Raw genomic sequence first — 17,783 nt, 5'->3', positions numbered from 1 at the left:
CATCTATTGGTTTAGATCTTCTCCGGCGTCTGAAGGCCGATCAGGCCGAGGCCGTTTGCCAGCGTGATCTGGACGCATTTGACCAGCGCGAGACGCGAAGCGCGCACCGCCGGGTCGTCGACCAGAATCGGGCACTCGTGATAGAAGCGGTTAAAGCTCTGCGCCACGTCGATCAGGTAGCGGCTGATCATCGAAGGCTCCAGCTTGAGCATCGCCTGCTCGACGCGTTCGCCGAAGCGGGACAGCTCGCGGAGCACGCCGACGGCTTCGGGGTTCAGCAGCTTTTCGGGATCGATCGCGGTGACGCCCTCCGGCAGCTCAATCGAATCGCTTCCGTTCGCCTTGCGCAGCACGCTGCAAACGCGCGCGTGGGTATACTGCACGTAAGGGCCGGACTCGCCTTCAAAGTTCAGCGCCTCTTCCCAGGAGAAGACGACGTCCTTGATGCGGTTCGCGTACAGGTCGTTGAAGATGATCGCGCCGACGCCGACCTGGCGGGCTACTTCATCCTTGTTCGGCATGTTCGGGTTCTTGCTGTCGATGATGTCGCGCGTCTTGTCGATGGCTTGGAGCAGCAGGTCCTCCAGCTTGATGACATTCCCTTTGCGCGTGGACAGGCTCATGCCCTCCAGGCTCACACGGCCGAACGGCACATGCGCCATCTGCCCCGCCCAGTCGTAGCCCATCAGCTCGACGATCTTGAACAGCTGCTGGAAGTGCAGGTTCTGGGCATAGTCGGTGACGTACAAGGACTTCACGAAGCCGTACGTCTGCTTGCGGTACAGAGCCGCCGCCACGTCGCGGGTATGGTACAGCGAGCTGCCGTCCTTCTTCAGGATAAGGGCCGGAGACATGTTGTAGTCGTCCAGGCGGACGAGCATCGCCCCATCGTCTTCTACCAGCAGGTTTTTCTCCTTCAGCTCGCTCACGACAGCGTCCATCTTGTCGTTATAGAAGCTCTCGCCGGCATAGGATTCGAATTCCACACCGAGCAGGTCGTAGATTTTCTTGAACTCCTTCAGGCTGATGGACACGAACCATTTCCACAGCCGGATCGCCTCCTCGTCGCCATGCTCGATCCGCACGAACCACGAGCGCGCTTCCTCGTCGAGGGCCGGTTCCTTCTCCGCCTCGTCATGGAACTTGACGTAGAGCCGCAGCAGCTCGTCGATGCCGTCCGCTTCGACCTTCGCTTCGTCGCCCCAGCGGGTGAAGGCCACGATCAGCTTGCCGAACTGCGTTCCCCAGTCGCCGAGGTGATTGACCCCGACCACCTCGTAGCCCAGGAAGCGGTGGATTTTCTTCAGGGCGTTGCCGATCACGGTCGAACGCAGGTGGCCGATGTGGAACGGCTTGGCGATATTCGGCGAGGAATAGTCGATGACGACCGTTCCTCCCTGACCGATGTCGCGGGAGCCGTAAGCGGGCCCGGCCGCCAGAATTTCGCCCGTCAGCTCCGATGCGAAGCGGGCTTTGTCGAGATAGATATTCAAATATCCCGATACCGAGTCCACCCGTTCCAGCGCCTCGTGCTTCAGCGCCTCCTTCAGGCCGTCGGCAATGGCCTGCGGCGATTTACGCAGAGCCTTGCTCAACTTGAAGCAGGGCAGGGACAGGTCGCCCATCTCCGGATTGGGCGGGTATTCGATCAGTTCGAGAATGGCCGCTTCGTCGATTCCTTCGAGCTGTGCGGCGATGAGTCCGCTCACCAGTTGCTTGTAACGCATCATCGGTCGTTTCTTCCTTTCGGTCGTCGAATATAACAAAGCACCCCGCCGGGGTGCTTGACGTATGTATGGCACCAAGAGAGCCCAAATTTCTTTTCGATTTTACCGCATGCCCGGGAAAAAGTCAAGAATCGCGCGGGTTTGCGGCGGTATCAAGCCCGTCTCTCCGGGAGGCGACACCGTCTCGCGGCCGCGGCGACGCCTTCGCCCCTTCCGCTGAATTTCTTTGACTTTTGGCTATTGCGCACCGGTTTAAGGCGTGCTATAATGATCCTCGCCGTTGAAAAACGGTTGATGATTGTGCGGACGTGGCTCAGTGGTAGAGCATCGCCTTGCCAAGGCGAGGGTCGAGGGTTCGAATCCCTTCGTCCGCTCTTGAAAGTTCAGGAAGACATCCATCGCTTAACGCGGTGGATGTCTTTTTTTGTGCCACAACGGGAAAAAAAGAGGAGCGCAGCAGCCCTCTCCTCTGAAACGCTTAATCCGGCAATCCCGATTTCGCCACCAATTCCCGCTCGGCCAGCTCGGCGAAGAGACTGTTGGCCCAGGCGAACCAGGAACGGGTGAACCGGCCGGGGTCGTCCGCATGAAACGCTTCATGCATGAACCCCGTATCGGCATCCGTCTTCTGCAGCACCTTCAGCAGCTCTTCGATCTCTGCGCCGTCCGTACTGGTCAACGCCTGCATGGTCAGCGAGATCGGCCAGATGTAGCCGGGCGGAGTGTGCGGACTTCCGATTCCCTTGGCAAACGTTCCTTCGTAATAGTAAGGATTGTGCCCGCTGAGCGCGAACCGTCGCGTGTTGCGGTAGATCGGGTCGTCCGCAGACGCATAGCCGAGATAGGGAATGGACAACAAGCTGGGGACATTGGCGTCGTCCATCAGATTGAAATTTCCGCAGCCGTCCGTCTCGTAAGCATAGATGCGCCCGAAGACGGGATGTTGGACGGTGCCATAAGCGGCAATGCCGGAATCGATCTCACTCTGCAGCTCTCGGGCCATCCGAGCCAGTCCCTCGTCCCCAAGCACGCCTGTCGCGATTTCTGCGAGGTAGCCCAACACCACCACGGCGAACATATTCGAAGGGATATGATAGCCGAAGCGGCAGGCGTCGTCGCTCGGCCGAAAGCCGCTCCACGACATCCCGGTATACCGAACGGGCGTACCCCGCCCTCCGTTCGTCAAGGTGTCCGAAGCTGTTCCGTTGAATCGCTGGAACCGGTACGAGGAAGCCTCCTCATGACGCTGCTCCGTCTTCATCGTCCGTACGATCAACCGGGCGGCGCATTCGAATTCGTAGGTGAAGACCGAAGCATTTCCGGTCGCCTTCCAATACTTATAGATCAGCTCAAGCGGATAACAGAGCGAATCCAGCTCGTACTTGCGCTCCCAGATCCAAGGATTGCGCTCGGTTTCGTCCTCCCAAATGCCGCGGATCGGCCGTTCGTTAAAGGCGTTGGCATACGGGTCCATCAGGATGCAGCGCATTTGGCGGGCGATAACGCCTTCCAGAATCCGCCGAATGGCAGGGTCCTCCTTCGCGAGCGGGAGATAATGCTTGACTTGTGCGCTGGAATCACGCAGCCACATGGCGGCGATATCGCCGGTGATGACGAAGATTCCGCCCTCCTCGGTCACGCTGACGGTCGTGTCCAGGGTATTGGGATAGCAGTTGGTATAAAGCTCCAGCAGCTTAGGCCGGTCCTGCAGCTTCTCGCCGGCGGCGGCCAGGTGCATCCGTACGCTTTCGGGCAATGACAAGCCGGTTCCACCCTTTCCATGTCAAAATTCTTGCGGGCTGGCCGCACCGGTATGCTGCAAAGCTTCCCGCCGTATTGCGATGCGTGCGCCTTGCGGATGGTGGTCATAGCGGATCAGCACGGTCTTCGTCTCCTCGTCCCAGGTGAAGGGCAGCTCACGGCTCGCTCCCTCCGCCGTCCATTGGACATGAACCGGACGGAAGGAGCAGCGCACCCTCGCCGCCGCACGGACGCCGGAAGGCCCGCGAACCTCGAAGCCGACGGAATCCGCCGTGGCAACCGCCTCCTCGATCCGCGAGGAAGCGGCGATGACGGACGAGTCTGCAGAAGTGGGATGCTCCTCCAGATCATATAGCAGGGCTTGCTGTCCGGGCTCGACGGTCACCAACCGCTTGACCGGCAGCTCCGGCTCCAACAAGTCCACGAACGTGCCGTGGAGCACGAGCGGCTCCCGGGTCAGAGATTCGTCCATGACGGAAGCGATCCGGTAAGGACCCCTCCGCAGCAGGAACCGGTTGCTCTCTTCCCACTCTCCGGCCGGGCATTGCACGGAGGCGAACGCCTCCTTCACCGCCGACCGCAGCCGGTCCGCCGCCTCGGTGCTCTCCGCCAGCCGTTCGGGATGGAGCCGGAGGAAGACGAGCGCGCCTGCTCCTACTTGATGCGTCCCTTCCCCGCAGTCGGCGGCGAGCCCCAGGCAAGCAAACAAATGCTCACGCGGCGTTGCGTAGCGCCTTTGACCCTGGTTCCACCATTCCCGCACCCGGTGGTACGGGTCGCTGTCGTCCCCGACGTAGACCAGCGCGCCGCCCTCCCGGACCCACTGGGCCAACGTGCTGTGAATGTCCGGGTATTCCGGCTTCATGAATTCATAGCTGAGCACGAGCAGCTTGTGGCTATCCAGATAGCCCGGAAAGCGCCGGATGTTGTCGAGCTGTACCGGGCGAACCGGCAGGCCGCGTTTGACCAGCGGCAGCGTGAGGCCATAGAAGGAAGAGAAATTCAGCAGCTTGACGGCATAGTCGTCCGTCAGCTCCACCTCGTTCGTTCCATCGTATTTCAGCATGAAGCCGGCGGTCGGGACGCCCGGAGCCTTGCGCTGATACATGGCGGAGTCCGCCAAGAGAACGCCCGCTTGTCCCGCCGTACCGATCATCTCCGTCTCCGGCTGATCCATATTTTCCAGGGCGTGCATGAGGGTCAGGAGCACCGTGGCGTAATCCGCCGGGATCGTTTCCTTGCCGATGCCGGAATCGCTCGGGTATTCGCCGGTAAACACGCGTCCCGGCCAAGGGGAAACCTCGTACCGCGAGACATCCGGATGCAGCAGGGAGGCGACGAGCGTCTTGACGTAATTGGTGCGGTAATCGCTCCAATTCCGCTTGGGGTCGTCCTCCACCGGATCGTGGAGAAACCACATCCGCCGGCCGGTGCCGCGCACCAGCTCCTGCATGATGCCGTATTCCAGGAACGCCGTCTCAAAGGTCCGCTCCGCCCGCACTCCTTCGTAAACGTTGGCGGTGCGGGACGTACCCGTCCAAATCTGGGCAATGTAACCGTTGATCGACGGCACATCGAGCAGATGCGACTCGGGGCTGACGATCCGCCACTGGCAATAATTGATGAGGCTGTGCGTCGGAACGTAAAAGTACAGGGGCCGTCCGTACCGGACGAGCGAATATTCCTTGAGGGCCGAACAGAGACGGTCGAGGCAGCGGGTATACAGGTACGCCTTCAGCTTCGAAGCCCTGTATTGCGCGTCTTCCGAGCTGTCCGGATCCTGCCACGGCTCCGAATAGTAATTCAGCCATTCCCGCTTAAAGGCTTCGGAGTAGCCGCCTTCCACCCAAAACTCCGGCTCCTCCAGATGGATCGCATCCACCCCGGCATCCACGGCAGGACGGATTTTCTCGATCAGGTAGTTGCTGTAGGCAATCGTCGGCACCATGTACGGGATGTCCTGCGAGGTGCCGTGAATGATCGTCTCTCCGCTCTTGTAGGTCTGCGCTTCATCCCAGTGCAGACGTCCGTCGAAGCGCCCGTTCAGGTAATCTTGGTACCCGCCCCACGACACCCCGGTCATGAGATGGACGCGGTACCCCCGCTCCGCCCACTGGCGAACGCGCTCCGGCATGGAAGGCCCGATTCCGTAGACCATCACAAAGTCCGTCTGAAGATCGTAGCGGTCATCATAAGCGCCGCCCTCCTGAAAACCGGTTCGTTCCCGCTCCCGGCTGTTCATTCGCTTCGTCTCCTCTCCGATCTGTCCTTGCGCCGCGGTTCAAGAGTCAAACGCTACCCGCAAGGTGCGAATCTCGAACGGCTTGAAATCCAATTCCACGGTGGACGCCTTCTCTCCGAGCAGCTCTACCGGCTCTTCAAGAAGATTGGCTTCCTCGATCGTGTCGCAGGGAAATCCAAAGGCGATGCTCGACCGCGCATGCGCTCCCGCCGTTTCGTACAGGCGGAAGATCAGATGATCGCTGTCTTCGGCTTTCTTGACCGCCTCCAGCATAATCCGCGGATTGCCGACTGTGATCAGCGGCTCCGGCGTTTGGCGGGCGGTGATCCCGGCTGTATCTTCCCCGCATTCCGCTACCGTTAGCGGAAGGTTGAGTTCGTAGCCGAGCCGACCCACTTGGGCGTCGATTGCATCTCCGGCGTGGGGATAAACAGCATACGTGAATTCGTGATGCGCCCGGTCGGCCTCGGGATCGGGATACAGCGGACTACGAAGCAGATTCAGGTCCATGACATGCCCCCGGACGCTGTGTCCATACTTGCCGTCGTTCAGGAGTGCCACGCCGTAGCCCTTCTCCGACAGGTCAATGTAATGATGGGCGCAGATCTCGTCCCTGGCGAATTCCAACTGGTTGTTGCGCGTCGTCGGACGCTTGATCGAGCCGAACTGGATGTCGCAGGTCACCGTGTCGGTAAATACGTTCACGGGAAACGAAACGCGCAGCATCTTCCCCGATTCGTTCCAATCCGCTTCCGTCTCGAAGCGCAGCACGGACTCGCCGGCTGAGAGCCGAATGCGTTGCACCAGCTGCGAGGAGCCGAAGGCATATACCTGCTCGAGCACCGCGTGCGGACCGTCTTCATAAGCCCGGCTTGTCTCGAGCCGCATCGTACCCGCGAGCCGCTCCCGGTAATCCTGCGGGAAATCCCAGGCATCTCCGTCGTCGTGATACACCGAGAAGACATTGGCGCGGCTGCCCGGGTAGAGCACCTCCCGGTCGTTTGCCTTGTCATACAGCGACTCGATATGCCCTTCCTCGTCGAAGCGGACGAGCAGAGCCTCGTTCTCGAGCGTACGCCCCGCAGCTTCCGCATTCGCCGACTGCGGCTGCGGAGTTGCGCCTTCCTCGAGTGCCCGAGCTCCCATGGCGGGGACGGTTACCCGTATCCAGCTCCCGTCCCTCTGAACCCACTCCGTCCGGTCCCAGGGAAGCGAATTGAACACGGCCGCTCCCTTGGTCCACCCCGCAAGACCGGCCAGCCGCGCGTAAGCTTGACGAAGCAATCCGCGGACCTCGTCGGACAAGGCTTCATAGCGCTCCAGCGATTCGGCATAGACGCGGGTGATCGAAGACCCGGGCAGGATGTCGTGGAACTGGTAGAGCAAGACCTCTTTCCAGATGCGTTCCAGCTGGTCGGCCGGATAAGGAGCTCCTTCCAGCACCCACAGAAGGGAAGCGGCATATTCCAGCTCGCGCAGGGCGGTCTCCAGCTTGCGGTTATACCGCTTGTTGCGCCCTTGCGTGGTGAAGGTCCCTTGATGCTTTTCCAGGTACAGCTCGCCTTTGTAGGTCTGGAAGCGGTGCGCTTCCTGCTCCAGCTTGCCGAAGAAGGCGAGCGAGCTCTCCTGTACGACGCGGGGCAGCCCGAGCAGGTCCTTCATCCGCTTAAGCCGCTCCAAATGCTCTTCTCCGGGCCCGCCGCCGCCGTCCCCGATGCCGAAGAGCAGAAGCGCATGCTCCGAAACGCCCCGATCCAAATAGTCCTTCTCGATCTTGGCTGCCGAGCGCGGTGCGGCCGGACTGTTGTAGGTATCCTCCGGCGGCAGGTGGGTGAGCACCCGGGTTCCGTCAATTCCCTCCCAATAAAAGCTGTGGTGCGGATGGGTGTTATAGACGCTCCAGGACAGTTTCTGCGTCATCATGTAATCGACACCCGATTTCTTCAACAATTGCGGCAAGGATCCGCTGTACCCGAAGACGTCCGGCAGCCACAGCACCTTCATATCGCGGCCGAATTCCTCCCGGAAGAAGCGCTTGCCGTACAGAATCTGCCGCACCAGGGCTTCGCCGCCGGAGAGATTGGTGTCCGGTTCGACCCACATCGCTCCCTGCGCCTCCCAGCGCCCTTCTCTAACCCGTTCTTTGATCTGTTCAAAAAGGCCGGGATAGAATTCCTTCATCCATTGGTAGAGCTGAGGCTGGCTGGCCCCGAACACGTAGTCGGGGTCCTGCTCCATATTGCGCAGAGCGGTGGCAAAAGTCCGGGCTCCCTTGCGGATCGTCTCGCGAATCGGCCACAGCCAAGCGAGATCGATATGGGCGTGGCCGAGGGCGCTAATCTCCAGCACCGGGTCGCCGCCCTTGCGGTTCAGCTCCTTGGCAACCATGTCCATGGCCCGGCTCACCGATTCCGGTCGAAGCTCGGCCAGCACGAGGGAAGCCTCGTACAAGGTTTGCACCACCTGCGCCCTCCGCGCTGCCGAATCCGGCAGCTGCTCCGCCAGCTCAACCAGTACCTCCCAGTCATAATACAAATGCCTGCAGCTCTCGTTGCAGATCGCAATCGTCGCTTCCATGATCGTACCGCCCGTGAAGTTCCCGAACAGGTCGTTGCAGCCCGCATCGGCCCAGAAGTCGATGGGTTCTCCTCCCGATGCCGGGTCGCTGATTGCCAATTCCCGCTTGCAGGGCGAACCCAGAATCAGGTCGAAGCTGGAACGCTTCGTCGTGAGCCCCCGATAAGGAACCCCGTTGTCGTCGACGACGCAAAGCTCGCCGTTCACATCAAGCAAGGCCACCACTTTGCGTCCGGCCGCTGCCACAGGCACAACGCCCGTCACATGCATCCAGGCGCAGTCCCACAAATCTCCCCATTTATCCCCTTTGCGCAGGGCACCAAGCGCAGTTCCGGACTGCCGTTCGGCAAACGACACCGGCTCCTTGGTTAACCATGCTTCGATCGCAAGCTCTCCGATCGGTTCGTAGATTGCATCCCGCAAACGGGGAAGCACGGCCTTCGCTTTATCCAGCATGATTGATTTTGTTTCGTATGGCATGTGAACTCACTCCTTGGCTCCTCCAGAATCATTCGTTCAGGCAAGAAGGGAGAGCGGACAAATACCCGCTCTCTTCCTCTGCTCTCCTCTTTATTTGGTGATGGCTTCCGCTTTCTTCTGAGCGTCGTTCAGGATCGATGGAATGTCGCCCTTGGTCATGATCGACTTGACGACAGCGTCGCCGAAAGTCTGCCATGCCTTGGAATTGTCCTTGGCGAAAGTCGGCAGCCCTTGGACATTGCCGCTCATCGCCTGGTAGCTGCTGTACATTTCCGGATGCTGCTCCTTGTAATTGGCGGCCTCGGCAATTTCCTTCAGGACCGGAGCGCGGTTGTTCGAATCCGCTACCAGTTGTTGAACATCCTTGCTGTATAACGCCCGGATGTATTCGAAGGCAGCTTCCTTGTTCTTCGCGTCCTTCGGTACCGAGTAGAAGGCCGCGCCGATGGTGATGTTGCCGGCTGAACCGTTCGGCGAAAGCGGGAGCGGCGCCATGCCGACGTCAATTCCCTTGTCGCGGGATTGCTGAGCGCCCCAAGGGCCGTCGATGCTGTAGGCAATCTGGCTCTTGTACCAAGCGTCGAAATAGGTCCCCTCGCTCGTGGCGACCATGACGCCCGGAGGGAAGTTCGAGCCCAGCTCGCGGAGAAACTGAACGGCTTCGACGTTCTGGGCCGTGTTGAATGCCGGCTGACCATCGACGGCAAAACCGCCTCCGTTGATGACGAGCAGCGTACCGTAGCGCAGGTACCCGCCTGCATTCGCCCCGGCATAAACTCCGCCGCCATAATACTTTCCTTTCCCGGCGGCCGTTACCTTCTTGACGTTACCCAAAAGCTCCGCCCAGGTCGCAGGAGCCTTGTCAGGATCGATCCCGGCTTCCCTCACCAGCTTCTTGTTCCAGAACAGGCTGCTTACGCCCGGTTGGGAAGCCAGCCCGTAGAGCTTGCCGTTGTAATCCATCGGCTTCCAGGCCGCCTCGACTACCTTTTCCCGAATTTCGTTCGCCAGTTCATCCGGAAACGGTTCCAGCAAGCCTTGCTGGGCGAAGCCGGGCATCTGCGTCTCCCCGACGATCAGATCCGGAACGTTCTTGGCCAGGAAAGCCGCCGTTTCCTTCTGGGTCAGTTGGTCGGCCCAACCCCAGTCCTCATATTTTACGCTGATGTTCTTGGCCTGCAATTGGTTGAAGATCGATTTGTTGAACAGATACCCGAAAGCATCCGTCCCCATCGGTTTGCCGGGAGTGTATTCAACGCTGCTGCCCTTGCCTTTCAATTCTTCTTCCTTCGGAGCGAACAAATCGGCCAGGTTGCCGGAGCCGATGTTGGTAGCGCCTTCGCTTAATACCGTGATCGTCGTTGCGGCACTGCCTGCCGTCGCAGGCGCCGCAGAGGCAGATGACGAAGGCGACGGCTCGCCGGCCGTGCTCGGACTAGGGCTGCCGCCTTCCTTGGAGCCTCCTCCACAGCCGGCAAGGCTGGTTGCCAGCAGGGCGGTGACGGCCATTACGGCCATACGGTTTTTCTTCATGAGAACCCCTCCATGTTCATTTGTTAAGCGATTACAAAAACAACATAACATATATTATTTTAATATTCAATATAGTTTATATAAGTCATTTGTTTCTTTTTTAGCCCTTGATGCCGGTGTTGGCAAGGCCTTGAACGATATACTTTTGGAAAAAGAAGAAGATGAGCAGAGCAGGAATGGTCGTACCAAGACTCAGCGTGATGATGAGCGGATAGTTGGGGGTGCCCATCGCGCCGGTCGCCGCCGCGGTCAGCCGCGTGATGGCGGCGGGCAAGGTTTGCAGGCTGTCGCTGCTGGTATAGAAGAACGGCGTTGCGAAGTCGTTCCACGTTCCAAGCGCCGTTGTGATGGCAATATAAGCCATGATGGGCAGCTGCAGCGGGAACAGCACCTTGAAGAGGATACGAAAAGCGCCGGCTCCGTCGACCTTCGCCGCTTCGTCCAGCTCGATCGGCACCTTTTCCATCGACTGCTTGACGAGAAAGGTTCCCATGATGTTGATGGCCGGACCGCCGATAAGATAGACCCACCAGGTATCGAGAATGCCTGTGCCTCCGGTGAAAACATGGTTGCCGCCGGCAAACGGCCAGCGGGCCATCTGAAGATAGGTCGGCATCAGAGCCACGACGCCCGGTATCATCTGGGTGGCGAGCAGCGCGAGGAACAAGCCTTCCTTTCCCTTGAAGCGCAGACGGCCGAATGCATACCCGCCGAGGAAAGAGGTCAGCACCGCACAGAAGGTGTTGTACAGCGTACGGATCAGCGAATTGCGCACATACAGTTGGATATGGCTGTCCGCTGACCCCAGGATCAGAATCTTGAAGTTGGCCAGAGTCGGCGCATGGGCGATCGGGAACAAGCCGAGAATCCGGCTGGCGAATTCCTCCTTGTCGAAGAAACCGGCCATGACCATGAAAACCAAAGGATAAAGCAGCGTGAATCCGACACCGGCGAGCACGACATGCGCCAGCATATGGCTGGCCTTGATCCTGCGGGCGCGCGGGGCGGAGTGTGTGGTTGCCGCCATCGTCTACCTCCCCTTCCTGCCGGTGATCGGAATGGTCGTTCTCCGGTCGTCCTTCATCTGCTTGCGGTAATACAAGACAGTGGCAAAGATCACAATGGCCGCCATGACGACCGATGAAGTGCCTGCCATGCCGAGATTGAAGTCCCAGAACGCGTCGCGGTAGATCCGGAAGACGAGAACCTCCGTCTTTCCATAGGGACCGCCGGCGGTCAGGAACATGACCTGCTCGTAAATTTGGATCGCCCCGATCAGGCTCGTGATGATGATGTAGGTCGCGATCGGCTTCAGGCCCGGCAGCGTCACATGCTTCAGCTTCTGGCGTTTGTTGGCCCCGTCGATCTCTGCCGCTTCATACAGGGTGACATCCACCGATTGGAGTCCCGCCAGCCAGATCAACGCCGAGCCTCCTACGCCTTTCCAAGCCGAATAGACAACGATCCAGAAGACGCTCCATGGAATCGAAAAGGCCCAGACGATCGGTTCGTGTCCCAATTTGACCAGAATATGATTGATGATTCCGTTGTTCGGATCGAGGAAATAATTGAAGACCTGGGTCGTGGCAACCGTCGAGGTCACCGCCGGGATATACCAGACGGAGCGGTAGATTCCCTTGCCGAAGAGCGGCATGTTCATGAGGAGAGCCGCCCCGAAGCCGGCGGCCAAGGTTACCACGGTCACCAGCCCGCCCATCCAGATCGAGCGCCAGAGAGCCTCATAATACATAGGATCATGAAAAAAACGGATGTAGTTGTCAAACCAGACGAATTTCGGTTTGCTCTGAATGCCTACCCAATCGAAGAAGCCGAGAAAAAAACCGAATAAAGTGGGAAACAGGCTGATGACCGCCCACCAGATCAGCATCGGACCGAGAATGATTGCCGCCACGATGGCATCCCGGTGACGGACATAGAACCCCTTCCACTTGGTCTGGGTTCTTTGTTGCAATGGAACAGACCGTTCCATTCGATTACCTCCCATCAATTATAATTCATATTTAATATATATAATATTAATATAATGGTCAACGCTCATTTTCAAGCCGCGCGTCAGGTTGTTCTCCTCCTAGCGGTCGGGCTGCGGTGGAACGCCTCTCCACCAGCTCCGGCTGAAGGACGATTTTCCGGTACAGGCGCCTCCCCGCGGCACGTGACGGCTCCAGCGAGCGGAGCAGAATTTCAGCCGCCTCCCTGCCCATGCGGATCTCCGATTGGGAGATATGCGTATACGTTCCGAACTCGTCATAGCCGGAGGACGGGTCGTCGAAGGTCAACACCGAGACATCGTCGGGCACCCGAAGACCTGCCTGCTTGGCCGCTTGGGAAATGTAGACGCCAAGCCGGGCGTTAAGCGTGATGTACGCGGTGGCATGCCGCTGCTGAATGAACTGCCGCAGAGGATGCTCTTCGTTGAAATCCGTATAGTCTACCTGGAAATCAGTCAGAATCATCGCCGGATCAATCAAGGCCCCGTGTTCTTTGACCGCTTCCATGTATCCGCTGATCCGGTCGCTGACCGTGATGGTGGATAGCGGCGTGTCCGAGCAAATGGCGATTTCCCGGTGCCCCAGGTTCCAGAGATGGTGAAAAGCCAGCTTCGCCCCTTCCCTGCTGTCCGCGCAGACAGAATTCGTCTCTATGCCGGCGAGCGGCCGGTCGATTAGCACGAAGGGATAATCCGCCAGCTTGAGCGCCAGAATCTCTTCGTTGTACGTCTCCGCATCGCATGGAAAGATAAGCAGCCCCGCCGTTCCATGCTCGAGGCACTCCTGGATCAACCGCTTTTCTCTCTCGATTGAATTGTGGCTAAGGGCGACAAAGAGCGTGAAACCGGCAGCCGACAATACTTCATCGATACCGGAGATCAGCCGCAGGGCGAAATAATCCTCCAGCATGGGCAGGATCAAGCCGACCCGTTTCCGCTTAGCCTGCCGGACGTCTCCCCTTCCCCGTTCTTCTACTGCGGCGGCCGCCTCGCCCAACGAAGCCATCACACTGTCCGGCCCATTCCGGCCGCTGCCGGTCCCCTCCTGCACGAAGCTTCCTTTGCCCGGAATGCGGTAGATCCAGCCGTCCTCGGCCAATTGGGTCAAAGCATTCGCCACGGTTATCCGGCTGACGCCGAATTGCTCCATCAGCTCCTTTTCCGGCGGGATCTTGCCGCCCGGCTTAAAGAAACCGCTTACAATTCGCTGCCGAAAATAATCCTGAATCTGCATATAGAGCGGTTGTCGATCGGTCTGCATGACAATTCTCCTTATCTGCACTAAAATACATAATAATCATATTTCATATATATCATTAAGTCAAACCCAAAAAGCCCCAACCCGCCTTTCGGCGATGTTGGGGGACGTGTCGAAGGATTTGAGGAATACCGGGTTCAGCGGAAAGATTCGGCAGCGGCTAAGCCCGATTAGGAAACAGGCGGGACGGGTCCCGTCGAGGAACGGACGACCAGTTTCGGCTCCAGGACGGTCTTGCTGTATTTTGCCGGTCGCGCCTTGCCTTCCAAGAGATCCACCAGAATCTCCGCCGCTTCACCGCCCATCCTTTCCTCGGATTGGGAGATATGCGTGTAGGTTCCGAATTCGCCGTAGCCGGACGAGGGGTCGTCGAACGTCACGATCGACAGATCCTCCGGCACCCGCAGTCCGATCTGCTTGGCGACCGTGGACAGATAGACCCCGAGCCTGGCGTTCAGGGTAATGTAAGCCGTCGCCATGCGGTTGCGGATAAACCGGTACAACGGGTGTTGGGGATCGATCTCCGAATAATCGACCTTGAAGTCGGTCAGGATCATCGCCGGATTAATCAAGGTCCCGTGCTCCTTCAGTCCCTCCATATAGCCATTGATCCGGTCGCTGACCGTAATCGTCGGCAACGGAGTATCCGAACAGATGGCAATGTCCCGGTGGCCCAATTCCCAGAGGTGGCTCAAGGCCAATCGCGCCCCGTTCAAGCCGTCCGTACAGACGAAATTCGTTTCCACGCCCGCCAGGTACCGGTCGATCAGCACGAACGGATAATTGGACATTTTAAGCGATAGAATCTCTTCGTTGTAAGTCTCCGCGTCGCTCGGAAAAATGATCAAGCCGGCGGTATCGTTCGCCAGGCACTCCTGGATCAGGGCCTTCTCCGTCTCGATTGAATTGTGGCTGAGGGCGATGTACAGGTAGTAGCCTCTCTCCGTCAGCACCCGGTTGATGCCCGAAATGAGCCGGATGGCAAAGTAATCCGACATCGTCGGGATGATCAGACCGATCATCCGTTTCCTTGTGCTGGCCGGGCGGGGAGCGGAAGGTTCGAAGGAAACGGCACCCGCCGTCGTTTCCGCCGGGCGAACGTGTGAAGTCTCCGCCGCCGGCTCGCTCACGAAGCTGCCGCGTCCCGGTATGCGGTAGATCCAGCCGTCCTTAGCCAATTGCACCAGGGCATTGGCCACGGTAATCCGGCTCACGTCAAACTGTTCCATGAGCTCCTTCTCCGCCGGAATCTTGTCGCCCGCCTGCAGGCTGCCGTTCTTGATCCGATCCTTAAAGTAATCCTGGATTTGCATATATAGCGGCTGCCGATCGTTTTGCATACAATTGCTCCCATAATTGATATTGATAAAATAAATCATATATCATTTATGGCTTTTCGTCAAACAAGTCTAATCAAGGCGAAAGCTAGATCGTTGCATCTTTTTATTTTCCTGAATTTTCTTCCCCGGTGAAATCTTCTCGCTGTTCGAAGACGGTCTTTCCTATTCCGCCGCTTTCCTTGCGAAACCGGCTTGGCGATAATCCCGCGAATCGTTTAAAGGCATTGGAGAAGTAGTGCTCGTCGGCAAACTGCAGTTCGAGCGCGATCTGCCGGATGCTCATGTTCGTATTCTGGAGCAGCATGGAGGCGTTGCTCAAACGGCGCTGCGCCAGGTAGTGGTACGGGCTCTGGCCATACTCTCGCTTGAATAGACGATTGACCTGAGAAGGAGATTTGAAAATCAGTCTCGACAGGTCGGCCAACTGAACGGGTTGCCGAATGTGCTCGTCCAGAAACAGCTTGATTTTCTCGGCGTCGCTGGTCTCGCTCTTTGCCCGGCTCGCCGCGATGGCCGACACCAGCTCGTGAAAGGCGATTGGCAGCAGCGACTGGTTGGAGGATGCGCCTCCCCGCAGCAGCGAGAAGATGGTCTCGAAGCAGGCGGAGACGCGGCAGTTCGGGAACAGCCCGCCGGGCAGAGCGTAAGCGGCAATTAGGTGGTCGGCCAACGCCCCGCGGACATTGATAAAATGCTTGACCCACGGCCGATCGCCGGACGAATAGTACCAATGGGGTTCATCCTGCTTCAGCAGGTAGACATCCCCCTCTTCCGGATGAAATTCCCGGCCGTCCAAGACGATGGTTCCGCTCCCGCTCTCGATAAACTCGAAGACATGATAACCGGAGCGCTCCCGCCGGATGCTGTAGGTTCCGTCGCAGTACGAGGTTCCGGCCAGCTCAATCTGGAGAAACGCCTCGCCCACATTGGCGTTGCAATATACGATCTGTTCATACATGCGCAGATTCCTCACTTATTGGCGTGATTTCCTCATTCAACTATACCGGATGGAGAGCGATAATGTAAGCGAAACCAAACCAATCTGTCCGATAAGGAAGGTGCCGAAAATGGTGAATATACCTAGACCGGAGTATCCCCGTCCGGAATTGAAACGGGATCATTGGATGAACCTGAATGGAGAATGGGAATTTGAGAAAGACCCTGGGGATTCCGGAGTTGAGCGCGAATTCTACAAGCGCTCTGCTCTGGAGGGCAAGATTGTCGTCCCGTTCGTACCCGAATCCAAGCTCTCCGGCATCGAGGACACCGACTTCATGCGGACAGTCTGGTACCGCCGCACCTTCAGCGTTCCCGCCGCGTGGCGCAGCGAGGGGCGCCTTCTGCTCCATTTTGGAGCCGTCGATTATACGGCGGACGTATGGGTCAACGGCAAGCATGCCGGAACGCACAGCGGCGGCTATACCCCGTTTGCGCTGGATGTAACGGATCTGGTACAGGAAGGCGACAATGCCGTTGTCGTGAGAGCCTTCGACGATGTGCAGAATCCGCTGCAGCCGACCGGCAAACAGTCTACCCGCTATGAGAATTACAGCTGTCTGTATACCCGCAGCACCGGCATCTGGCAGACGGTCTGGCTGGAGCATGTGCCCTCCCTGTTCATTCGCAAGCTGCGTCTGACCCCGGATGTGGATAATGGCTGCCTCCGCGGTCTCGCCCTCTTGAACGGGTATGCGGGGGGCCGGGTGCTGACGGCGGAAGCGTTCCTGAACGGAGCGCACGTCTCTGCCGTGCAAGCCAAGGCAACCGGCGACCGCGTGGAATTCACCCTGCCGGTTGCCGAGGCTCGGCTCTGGCAGCCGGGGTCGCCGGTCCTGTACGACCTTCTGCTGCAAATTGGCGAAGACCGCGTGGAGAGCTACTTCGGCATGCGAAAGGTGGAACTGAAGGACGGGGCAATCGCCATTAACGGAGCTCCGGTATTCCAGCGGCTGATCCTCGATCAAGGCTATTATCCGGATGGCATCTATACCGCACCTTCGGACGAAGCCCTTGAACGGGATATCGATCTGGCGATGGCGGCCGGATTCAACGGAGCGCGGCTGCACATGAAGATTTTTGAGCCCCGTCTCCTGTACCATGCCGACCGGAAGGGATACCTGTTGTGGGGCGAATACCCGAACTGGGGCCTCAGCGACAATGATCCGGGATCGCTGCAGGCGATGCTGCCGGAATGGATCGAGGAATTGGAGCGCGACTACAGCCACCCGGCCATCGTCGGCTGGTGCCCGTTCAACGAGACGGGAGCGGGCCGCAGCGCTGCCTTGTTCCAAGCGGTCTATCAGGTGACGAAGGCGCTCGACCCGACCCGGCCGGTGATCGATTCCAGCGGCTACGTGCACGCGGTGACGGATATTTACGACGTGCACGATTACGACCAGGACCCGGAAACCTTCCGCAAGCGGTATGAGGACTTTGCAAACGGCGGAGAGCCCTTCCGGAACTTCCCGGATATCGAGGTCTACGAGGGACAGCCCTATTTTATCTCGGAGTTCGGCGGAATCTATTGGAGCGAAGTTCAGGATGACGAGGGATGGGGCTACGGCCAGAAGCCGGCGGACAAGGACGAATTCATCCGCCGCTACGAGGGGTTGATCGGGGCGCTGCTGGACAATCCGAAGGTCTGCGCCTTCTGCTATACGCAGCTCACGGATGTGATGCAGGAGCAGAACGGCCTCTATACCTTTGAGCGGGAACCGAAGTTTGACCCGGCTTGGCTGCACGCCGTCACCGCACGAAAGGCAGCCATCGAGGGCTGATCGGCAAAGAACCGCGACAACCGAGGCCATTCCCCTGACCGGGAATGGCCTGCCTGCCAACCCCAAACCGGGCCTTGGGG

At 58.7% G+C, this 17,783-nt stretch carries 11 protein-coding genes and 1 tRNA gene; 2 read left to right on the top strand and 10 right to left on the bottom strand.

Annotation, left to right across the window (positions count from 1 at the left end; translation table 11 throughout):
- Positions 1 to 11: 11 nt before the first annotated feature.
- Positions 12 to 1,727, bottom strand: a complete 1,716-nt coding sequence (gene argS / locus ACSEXS_RS05150; RefSeq protein WP_438433091.1) for an arginine--tRNA ligase — start codon at positions 1,725 to 1,727, stop codon at positions 12 to 14.
- A 302-nt stretch (positions 1,728 to 2,029) separates the two neighbouring features.
- Between argS and ACSEXS_RS05145 the strand changes: the two genes are divergently transcribed.
- Positions 2,030 to 2,101, top strand: a tRNA-Gly gene (locus ACSEXS_RS05145).
- A 104-nt stretch (positions 2,102 to 2,205) separates the two neighbouring features.
- Here the strand turns inward: ACSEXS_RS05145 and ACSEXS_RS05140 are convergent.
- The 9 genes from ACSEXS_RS05140 to ACSEXS_RS05100 form a co-directional block, all read right to left on the bottom strand.
- Entirely contained in the window at positions 2,206 to 3,465 is a 1,260-nt protein-coding gene (locus ACSEXS_RS05140; protein WP_438433090.1) for a glycoside hydrolase family 125 protein, read from the bottom strand.
- Positions 3,466 to 3,510: 45 nt separating this feature from the next.
- On the bottom strand, positions 3,511 to 5,730 hold the full coding sequence (locus ACSEXS_RS05135) for a hypothetical protein (protein ID WP_438432095.1): 2,220 nt from the start codon (positions 5,728 to 5,730) through the stop codon (positions 3,511 to 3,513).
- Positions 5,731 to 5,769: 39 nt separating this feature from the next.
- Positions 5,770 to 8,787 (bottom strand): alpha-mannosidase, encoded by a 3,018-nt coding sequence (locus ACSEXS_RS05130; RefSeq protein WP_438432094.1) that lies wholly within the window; start codon positions 8,785 to 8,787, stop codon positions 5,770 to 5,772.
- Between the two features lie 90 nt (positions 8,788 to 8,877).
- Positions 8,878 to 10,320 carry an extracellular solute-binding protein gene (locus ACSEXS_RS05125; RefSeq protein ID WP_438432093.1) on the bottom strand — a complete coding sequence of 481 codons (1,443 nt, stop codon included), beginning with the start codon at positions 10,318 to 10,320 and terminating at the stop codon, positions 8,878 to 8,880.
- A gap of 100 nt (positions 10,321 to 10,420) precedes the next feature.
- Entirely contained in the window at positions 10,421 to 11,347 is a 927-nt protein-coding gene (locus ACSEXS_RS05120; RefSeq protein WP_438432092.1) for a carbohydrate ABC transporter permease, read from the bottom strand.
- A gap of 3 nt (positions 11,348 to 11,350) precedes the next feature.
- Positions 11,351 to 12,310 (bottom strand): carbohydrate ABC transporter permease, encoded by a 960-nt coding sequence (locus ACSEXS_RS05115; RefSeq protein ID WP_438432091.1) that lies wholly within the window; start codon positions 12,308 to 12,310, stop codon positions 11,351 to 11,353.
- A gap of 58 nt (positions 12,311 to 12,368) precedes the next feature.
- Positions 12,369 to 13,589, bottom strand: a complete 1,221-nt coding sequence (locus tag ACSEXS_RS05110) for a GntR family transcriptional regulator (RefSeq protein ID WP_438432090.1) — start codon at positions 13,587 to 13,589, stop codon at positions 12,369 to 12,371.
- A 167-nt stretch (positions 13,590 to 13,756) separates the two neighbouring features.
- The gene (locus tag ACSEXS_RS05105) at positions 13,757 to 14,926 is read right to left on the bottom strand and encodes a GntR family transcriptional regulator (RefSeq protein WP_438432089.1); all 1,170 of its coding nucleotides are present in this window, start codon (positions 14,924 to 14,926) and stop codon (positions 13,757 to 13,759) included.
- Positions 14,927 to 15,029: 103 nt separating this feature from the next.
- Complete coding sequence (locus ACSEXS_RS05100; RefSeq protein WP_438432088.1) at positions 15,030 to 15,884, bottom strand: helix-turn-helix domain-containing protein; 855 nt, start codon at positions 15,882 to 15,884, stop codon at positions 15,030 to 15,032.
- A gap of 166 nt (positions 15,885 to 16,050) precedes the next feature.
- Between ACSEXS_RS05100 and ACSEXS_RS05095 the strand changes: the two genes are divergently transcribed.
- Positions 16,051 to 17,703, top strand: a complete 1,653-nt coding sequence (locus tag ACSEXS_RS05095; protein ID WP_438432087.1) for a glycoside hydrolase family 2 protein — start codon at positions 16,051 to 16,053, stop codon at positions 17,701 to 17,703.
- Positions 17,704 to 17,783: the final 80 nt, after the last annotated feature.

This window comes from Gorillibacterium terrae (genome assembly GCF_051594785.1).
Classification (GTDB): Bacteria; Bacillota; Bacilli; order Paenibacillales; family NBRC-103111; genus Gorillibacterium.
Note: the sequence above shows the minus strand (reverse complement) of the source record. Positions and strands in the feature narration are given on the sequence as shown.

Coding starts and splice junctions, on each gene's coding strand:
- argS (WP_438433091.1), bottom strand. CDS start 1,727: ATGCGTTACAAGCAACTGGTGAGCGGACTCATCGCCGCACAGCTCGAA.
- ACSEXS_RS05140 (WP_438433090.1), bottom strand. CDS start 3,465: ATGCACCTGGCCGCCGCCGGCGAGAAGCTGCAGGACCGGCCTAAGCTG.
- ACSEXS_RS05135 (WP_438432095.1), bottom strand. CDS start 5,730: ATGAACAGCCGGGAGCGGGAACGAACCGGTTTTCAGGAGGGCGGCGCT.
- ACSEXS_RS05130 (WP_438432094.1), bottom strand. CDS start 8,787: ATGCCATACGAAACAAAATCAATCATGCTGGATAAAGCGAAGGCCGTG.
- ACSEXS_RS05125 (WP_438432093.1), bottom strand. CDS start 10,320: ATGAAGAAAAACCGTATGGCCGTAATGGCCGTCACCGCCCTGCTGGCA.
- ACSEXS_RS05120 (WP_438432092.1), bottom strand. CDS start 11,347: ATGGCGGCAACCACACACTCCGCCCCGCGCGCCCGCAGGATCAAGGCC.
- ACSEXS_RS05115 (WP_438432091.1), bottom strand. CDS start 12,310: ATGGAACGGTCTGTTCCATTGCAACAAAGAACCCAGACCAAGTGGAAG.
- ACSEXS_RS05110 (WP_438432090.1), bottom strand. CDS start 13,589: ATGCAGACCGATCGACAACCGCTCTATATGCAGATTCAGGATTATTTT.
- ACSEXS_RS05105 (WP_438432089.1), bottom strand. CDS start 14,926: ATGCAAAACGATCGGCAGCCGCTATATATGCAAATCCAGGATTACTTT.
- ACSEXS_RS05100 (WP_438432088.1), bottom strand. CDS start 15,884: ATGTATGAACAGATCGTATATTGCAACGCCAATGTGGGCGAGGCGTTT.
- ACSEXS_RS05095 (WP_438432087.1), top strand. CDS start 16,051: ATGAACCTGAATGGAGAATGGGAATTTGAGAAAGACCCTGGGGATTCC.